This is a genomic window from Embleya sp. NPDC055664, assembly GCF_053618075.1.
In genome coordinates, this window is sequence record NZ_JBSHGZ010000046.1 from 40,584 (window position 1) to 48,076 (window position 7,493).

Sequence of the window (7,493 nt, forward strand, 5' to 3'; positions counted from 1 at the left end):
GCGGTGACACACCGCCGCGGCACGACAGGTCAGGCGGCCTGCCCGGTGGGCATGATGGTGATCTGCTGGAAGTTCACCCGCGGCGGCATCGTGGCGATGAAACCGACGGTCTCCGCGATGTCCTCCGGCGTGAGCCACTCCATGCTCTCCTTGGCGCCCGCCAGCCATTCCCGCGCGCCCGGGTCGGTGACGTGGCTCTGCAACTCGGTGCCGACGATGCCCGGTTCGAGCGCCGAGACCCGCACGTTCCGCGAGCCCAACTCGGTGCGCAGGTGCCGGGACAGGTGGGTGACGTACGCCTTGGTCCCGGAGTAGACGGCGAAATTCGGGAAGATGTTCTGCGCCGCGATCGACGAGGTGTTGATCAGGTCGGCCACCCCGCGCTCGGCGGCGGCCGCGATCAGCTGCGGGGTGAACGCGCCGATCGTGTTCATCAGCCCGGTGATGTTCAGGTCGATCTGCTGCTTCCACTGGTCGGCCGCCAATTCCTCGATCGGGGCGGGCAGCATGACGCCGGCGTTGTTCAGGAGCAGGTCGGCGCCGCCGAACTCGGCCGCCACCCGGGCGGCGGCGTCCGCCAACGCCGCGGCGTCGGTCACGTCGGCGGCGATCGCCAGCGCGCTGCCGCCGTCGCGCTCGATGCGGGCGACCAGATCCGCCAGCCGATCGGCCCGCCGGGCCAGGACGACGACGCGGGCCCCCAGCGCGGCCAACTTCTCGGCGGACGCCGCACCGATACCGCTGGAGGCGCCGGTGACGACCGCGACGCGATGGGCCAGCGGGCAGGACATGGTGTTCATGGACATGGTGCATACCCTCCACGGGTGAGCAAAGTGGGCCGCGGTCGGTTCCTCTCGACCGCTCATCCAGCACACCACCCCCACGAGCCCGTGTGGACGCCATGAATGGCCCTGCCGAAACAGGTACCGACAGGGCCGGCCCGGTGCGGATACGGCACCGGCGACCTGCGCACACTGGTCCCATGGACCGCACCAAGGAAATCTCCGGATTCCTGCGCTCACGACGCGCCGGAATCACCGCCGCGGAGGCCGGACTGCCCGCCGACGGCCGGGTCCGCCGCGTACCCGGCCTGCGCCGGGACGAGGTGGCCCGCCTGGCCGGCGTGAGCACGGAGTACTACACGCGCCTGGAGCAGGGGCGCGCGCACAACCCCTCCAGCGAGGTCGTGGCGGCGATCGCGCGCGTGCTGCGGCTCGACGACACCGAACGTGAACACTTCACCGACCTGCTGGGCTCCGATGCCCGCACCGTACGGCGCGCGCCGACCGGGGCCGCCCAGCGGGTGCGGCCGGGGCTGTACCTGATGTTGGAGACCCTCGACCGGGTGCCGGCGTTCATCCTGGGCCGGCGTACCGACGTGCCGGCCACCAACCGGCTCGCCAGGGCCGTGCTCACCGACTTCGACGCGCTGCCCGCCACCCGGCGCAACCTGGCCCGGTACTACCTCCTCGACCCCGAGGCCCGCGAGCGCGTCGGCGACTGGGAACGTCTCGCCGCGGAAACGGTCGCCATGCTCCGGTTCGAGGCGGGCCGCCACCCCCACGATCGCCGGCTCGCCGATCTGGTCGGCGAACTGACGCTCAAGTCCCCCGAGTTCAGCGGTTGGTGGAACGACCACCGGGTGCTGCGCCGCACCCACGGCGCCAAGCACTACCGCCATCCCCTCGTCGGGGACCTCCACTTCGCCTACGAGTCCTTCCAGGTCCCGGGCGACACGGAGCAGACCTTGTGCGTCTACAACGTCGAACCGGCCTCCCCCACCGCCGAGGCGCTGCGGATCCTGGCCGACTGGACCGCACCCGAACTCCCGGCCGCCGACGCCCCGCACGCCGGCTGACGGGTCGACGGCGGCGGCGCCCGGAGGCGCCGCCCACGACGAGGCGCGCACGACAGCGGACGACAAGGAAGGCCGGGAGGCAGCCACTCACCGCCTCCCGGCCTTCCGATCAGGGGGCTGTTACTTCAGCCCGTTGTCGACCGCGGTCATCAACACCCCGGTGTCCCCGCTCATCTCCCAGATCATCGCGCCCAGGAGATTCTTCGAACGGAGCCAGGCCGTCTTCTTCCCGATGGACCATGCGTCGTCGAAGGTCCACCACTGGCCGTTGTTGCCGGTGAAGCCGTAGGTCGAGACCGACTGCTCGTCGTGGTAGACGGTCAGGTTCGGTACCGACGACATCAGGTTGGCGTAGCCCCTGGTGCCGGCCTCCTCCGGGAACTGGCCCGGTGCGGCGCCGTGCGCCTCCTGCCATTCGCCGTGCGCTCCACCGTCGGCGACGCCCTGCCAGCCGCGGCCGTAGAAGGCCAGGCCGAGGGCGAGCTTGCGTGGGTCCACGCCCTGGTTCAGGTAGTAGTTGACGGTGGTTTCCACGCTGAACTTGGTCGGGTACGGGTCCCCCGCGTCCTGGTACAGGTTGCCCTGGTCCCCGGTGCGGTTCGGTTCCCAGCTGTTGTCGCTGCCGGAGCCGTGGAAGTCGTAGCCCTGCACGTTGGCGTAGTCCATGTAGTCGAACACGCTGGGCGTGCCGTCGCGCGTGGTGATGTCCCAGCCCACGTCCAGCTTGCCGGGGTCGGCGGGGGTGAACGCGGTGAGCAGGTAGTGCTTGCCCGTGGTCTGGCCGTACGCGTCCATCTGCTTGCGGAACTCGGCCATCAGCAGGGTCAGGTTGTTCTTGTCGTCCGCGGAGATGTGGTTGCCCGCGTGACCCTCGGCGCCCGGCCACTCCCAGTCGAGGTCGAAGCCGTCGAAGATCCCGGCCGCGACGCCGTTGCCGCCGCGTCCGTTGGTCACCGGCAGGTTGCCCTTGAGGTACATGTCCACACAGGACTTGGCGAACTTCTGCCGCGACGCGTCGGTCTTGGCGACGTCGGAGAAGTACCTGCTGTACGTCCAGCCGCCGACCGAGATCAGCGCCTTCAACTTCGGGTACTTCGCCTTGAGTTGCTTGAGCTGGTTGAAGTTTCCGGCCAACGGCTGGTCCCACGTGTCGGTGCTTCCGTTGACGGATTCCCCAGCGCTGAAGCCCTTTTCGTAGTCCGCCCACGAGTCGCCCGCGCCGTCACCCTGGTTCGGGTCCTGCGGACCCGGAGTGGTGGCCTTGGTAACGCCGTTGAGGCAGGTCAGGTTGACCGGGTCGATGTTGGAGAAGGAGTAGTTGAGGTGCGTGAGCTTGGCCGCGGCACCGGTGGTGTCCAGCGACTTCATCGTGTAGGCGCGACCGTAGATGCCCCACTGCACGAAGTAGCCCACGCGGAAGTACTCGCCGCCCGGGGTGCCGCCGCCGGTGGTCTTGACGGTGAGCGGCGCACTGGCCGGGCCGGTCTGGTCGATGGTGTCGCGAGCCACCACGGTGTACGTGTAGGTGGTGTTCGCGGTCAGACCGGTGTCGTTGTACGAGGTCCCGTTGACGGTGGCGATCTTGGCTCCGCCGCGCAGGACGTCGTAGTTCTTGACGCCGTGGTCGTCGGTGGCCGCCGTCCAGTTGAGGGTGAGCGACGTGTCGTTCACGCTGCTCGCCGTCGGTGTGCCGGGGGCCGTCGGGGGTGTGTCGGTGCCGCCGCCGGGCGCCGTGCGCAGCGTGGCGGTCGGCGATGCGGGTCCGGTCTGGTCGATGCTGTCCCGCGCCACGATCTTGTACGTGTACGCGGTGTCGGCGGTCAGACCGGTGTCGGTGTACGCGGTCCCGGTGACCGTGGCAACCACGGAAGTACCGCGGTAGACGTCGTAGTTCTTGACGGCGTGGTCGTCGGTGGCCGCGCCCCAGCTCAGCGAGATGGAGGTCGAGGTGGTCGCGGTCGCGCTCGGCTGACCGGGCGCGCTCGGCGGGTTGTCGGTCGGCGGTACGCCGTCACAGGGGCCGCCGTTGATCTTGCAGCCACTGGGACTTCCGGGGCCGGAGCCGACGAAGCCGAACTTGACGCTCGCCCCGGGCGCGACCGAGCCGTTGTAGTTGCGGTTCTTGGCGGTGTAGTGCGTTCCGGACGAGGTGATCAAGGCGTCCCAGTACGCGCCCACGGAGGTGCCGGCGGGAAAGTCCCACTCGACGGTCCAGGCCGTAACGGCGGTGGTACCGGTGTTCTTGATCGTCCACTCCCCCTGGAAACCGCTCCCCCAGTCGGAGGTTTTGGCGAAGGTCGCGGTGGCCCCTTCGGCGGCTTGCGCGGGTGCGGCGGACAGGCCGACCATCGCGGCGAGCGGGAGGAGCAGGCTCGCACAGATGGCGACGAATCTCTTGCCGGGCTTGGTGCGTTTGGTGCGCCACACGGTTTCGATGGCCATGGGTGCTCCTGGATTTCGGGATCCGACGGAGAACCTGTGCCCCACAATGAGCCGGGTTGTCCGGCTCACACAGTAGGGCGAGCGTAATGAAGGTCTGGACCAATAATCAAGGTCTAGACCAGTAGCGGCGAGGCGCCGGCAAGTCCCGGCAAAATCGGCCCGCCCGAACCCCCCTGCGCCCGCTGCCGTTTCGTTGGCCGCACTCGGTGTTCGATACCCCTTCACGCAAAATGTGATTTGTGACATGGTACATGTCACGCAGCGGCCCGGACGCTCCCCTTCCGGTCCACGGCGGCACCAACTGCCTTGCCACCGTTGGTTCTTCCGGCGAGGCAGCGAGCAGTACCACGCACGCGCCGGCTCCGCCTCTCTCCCCGAAACGGGGCCGGCGACGAAACCGCTCATGCCGTTGCACCACCCCTCATCGGAGGCGCGCGTGCGCGTGCCCTCTGTTCCGCAAGGAGACGGTCTTTGCGAACCAATCGATCGACCCATTCGGCACGACAGGGAAGACTCCGCCGCGTCGCGGTGGTTGCCGTATCACTCGCCATGGGCTTCGGGTTGTTCACCCAGCCCGGATCCGCCGCCCCCGCCGATCCCGGCACGGCGGCGGCCCCGATCCCCGTGGCCGCACCGCTCGGCGCACCCCCCAGCGCCTCGGCCGACCAGTCCCCGCACACCCAGGCGAAGCCGCTGCCGGTCCCCGACCGGCCGCCGCTGTCCGCGAACGTGTCCGACAACGCCCGGCGCGACTACGACGACCCGGCGTCGGCCGCCCGACCGGCCCGGCCGTCGATGGCCGCGACGAACCAGCGGGCCGCCGCGGCCGGTTGCTCGGTCGCCGACTTCGCGAGCCGTACCGGCGCCGCGCTGGTCACGCAGATCAAGTCGTCGACGACGGAGTGCGTGAACACCCTGTTCACCGTCTCCGGGACCGACGCCCGCTCGATCTTCCGCGAAGAGCAGATGACCACGGTCGCCTACGCTCTGCGCGACCTCGCCGGCTCCTACCCCGGCAACGGCAGCACGAGCGCGCCGCAGGTGGTGCTGTTCCTGCGCGCGGGCTACTACGTGCAGTGGTACGACCCGACCACGGTGGGCACGTACGGCCCCGCGCTGAAGACCGCGATCCGCTCCGGTCTGGACGCCTTCTTCGCCAACTCGCACTCCTCGGACGTCACCGACGCCAACGGCGAGACGCTGGCCGAGGCGGTCACGCTGATCGACAGCGCCCAGGAGAACGCCCGCTATCTCTACGTGGTCAAGCGGCTGTTGGCGGGCTACAACAGCTCATACGACGCGTCGTGGTGGATGAAGGCCGCGGTCAACAACGTCTTCACCGTGCTCTTCCGCGGCCACCAGGTACCCGAGTTCGTCACCGCCGTGCAGTCCGACCCGAGCACCGTCGACGCGGTCGACGCCTTCGCGAGGGCACACCGCGACCTGCTCGGCACCGACCGCGCCTACCTGACCGTCAACTCGGGCCGCGAACTGGCCCGCTTCCTCCAGTACGCGAGCCTCCAGGCCCGGGTGCGCCCGATGGTGCGAGCCCACCTGAGCGCCACCTCGATCACCGGGCCGACCGCGGCGATGTGGGTCGCGCTGGCCGAGGGCACCGACTACTACGACAAGGCACAGTGCGCCTACTACGACACCTGCAACCTCCAGGCGCGGCTGACCGCGGCGGTGCTGACCATCGACTACACCTGTAGCCCGAGCATCCGCATCCGGGCCCAGGAGATCAGCCAGGCCAACCTCGCCACCGCCTGCACGAGCCTGCGCAACCAGGACTCGTACTTCCACGGCGTGGTCAAGGACAGCGGCGCGGTGGCCAACGACCGCAACACCACGATCGAGGTGGTGGTCTTCCACTCCAGCGCCGACTATCAGACCTACGCCGGCGCCATCTTCGGCATCGACACCAACAACGGCGGCATGTACCTCGAAGGCGACCCGAGCGCGGCCGGCAACCAGCCGCGGTTCATCGCCTACGAGGCCGAGTGGACCCGGCCCGCGTTCGAGATCTGGAACCTCAACCACGAGTACACGCACTACCTCGACGGCCGGTTCGACATGTTCGGCGACTTCAACGCGGGCGTGAGCACACCGACCATCTGGTGGATCGAGGGCTTCGCGGAGTATGTCTCCTACTCCTACCGCAACCTGCCCTACGACGCCGCGATCACCGAGGCGGGCAAGCACACCTACGCGCTGAGTACCGTCTTCGACACCACCTACTCCAACGACACGACCCGCATCTACCGCTGGGGCTACCTCGGCGTGCGCTACATGCTGCAGAAGCACCCGGCGGACATCACCCGCCTGCTCGGCTACTACCGCACCGGCGACTGGGCCGGCGCGCGCACCTTCCTGACCTCCACCATCGGCACCCGCTACGACAGCGACTGGTACACCTGGCTGGCCGCCTGCGCGGCGGGCGAGTGCGGCGGCGGTGGCACACCCACCAACCGCCCGCCGACGGCCGAGTTCACCAGCGCGGTCAGCGGTACGTCGGTCGCCTTCACCGACACCTCCACCGACTCCGACGGCACCGTCGCCGCCCGCGCCTGGGACTTCGGCGACGGCACCACCTCGACCGCGGCCAACCCGACCAAGACGTACGCGGCCGGCACCTACACCGTGAAGCTGACCGTCACCGACAACGGCGGCGCCACCGCGACCGTCAGTCACACCGTCACGGTCACCGGCGGCGGAGGCGCCACCGAGTGCACCGACCCCGACACCCGCGTCCTGGGCAAGAACTGCGGCCGCACCTCGGTGTCGGCGGGCGCGAACGGAACGGCCTGGTTCTACATCTACATCCCGGCGGGAACCGCGCGTCTGAACATCGTCACCACCGGTGGTACCGGCAACGCCGACCTCTACTACAACAGTGACAACTGGGCCACGCCCACGGCCTACACCGCCAAGTCCACCCAGTCGGGCAACGCGGAGACCCTGACCATCACCGCACCGCCCGAGGGCTACCACTACATCTCCCTCTACGGACAGCAGGCGTTCGCCGGCACCTCGGTGACGACGAGCTACTGACCGACCCCGCCCGGCGCGCCCACGAGGCGGGCTCGGAGATGTGTATAAGAGACAGGACTCGACCCGGTGCACGCCGCGCTCGCGCAACGCCGCGACCAGGCCCGGCACATCGGTGTTCTCGCCCACCCGGCGGCCGTCGGCG

Annotated in this window: 4 protein-coding genes; 2 read left to right on the top strand and 2 right to left on the bottom strand. The window is 69.3% G+C overall.

Annotation, left to right across the window (positions count from 1 at the left end; all coding sequences use genetic code 11):
* Positions 1-29: 29 nt before the first annotated feature.
* Positions 30-806, bottom strand: coding sequence for an SDR family oxidoreductase (locus ACWGR4_RS42750; protein WP_452132600.1), 777 nt, complete (start codon positions 804-806; stop codon positions 30-32).
* Positions 807-982: 176 nt separating this feature from the next.
* Between ACWGR4_RS42750 and ACWGR4_RS42755 the strand changes: the two genes are divergently transcribed.
* On the top strand, positions 983-1,858 hold the full coding sequence (locus ACWGR4_RS42755; RefSeq protein ID WP_452132601.1) for a helix-turn-helix domain-containing protein: 876 nt from the start codon (positions 983-985) through the stop codon (positions 1,856-1,858).
* A gap of 120 nt (positions 1,859-1,978) precedes the next feature.
* Here the strand turns inward: ACWGR4_RS42755 and ACWGR4_RS42760 are convergent, their stop codons facing one another.
* Positions 1,979-4,300, bottom strand: a complete 2,322-nt coding sequence (locus ACWGR4_RS42760; RefSeq protein ID WP_452134004.1) for a glycosyl hydrolase family 18 protein — start codon at positions 4,298-4,300, stop codon at positions 1,979-1,981.
* A gap of 549 nt (positions 4,301-4,849) precedes the next feature.
* Here ACWGR4_RS42760 and ACWGR4_RS42765 point away from each other — a divergent pair.
* Positions 4,850-7,351, top strand: a complete 2,502-nt coding sequence (locus ACWGR4_RS42765; RefSeq protein WP_452134005.1) for a collagenase — start codon at positions 4,850-4,852, stop codon at positions 7,349-7,351.
* The last annotated feature ends 142 nt before the right edge of the window (positions 7,352-7,493 follow it).

Coding starts and splice junctions, on each gene's coding strand:
- ACWGR4_RS42750 (WP_452132600.1), bottom strand. CDS start 806: ATGTCCATGAACACCATGTCCTGCCCGCTGGCCCATCGCGTCGCGGTC.
- ACWGR4_RS42755 (WP_452132601.1), top strand. CDS start 983: ATGGACCGCACCAAGGAAATCTCCGGATTCCTGCGCTCACGACGCGCC.
- ACWGR4_RS42760 (WP_452134004.1), bottom strand. CDS start 4,300: ATGGCCATCGAAACCGTGTGGCGCACCAAACGCACCAAGCCCGGCAAG.
- ACWGR4_RS42765 (WP_452134005.1), top strand. CDS start 4,850: ATGGGCTTCGGGTTGTTCACCCAGCCCGGATCCGCCGCCCCCGCCGAT.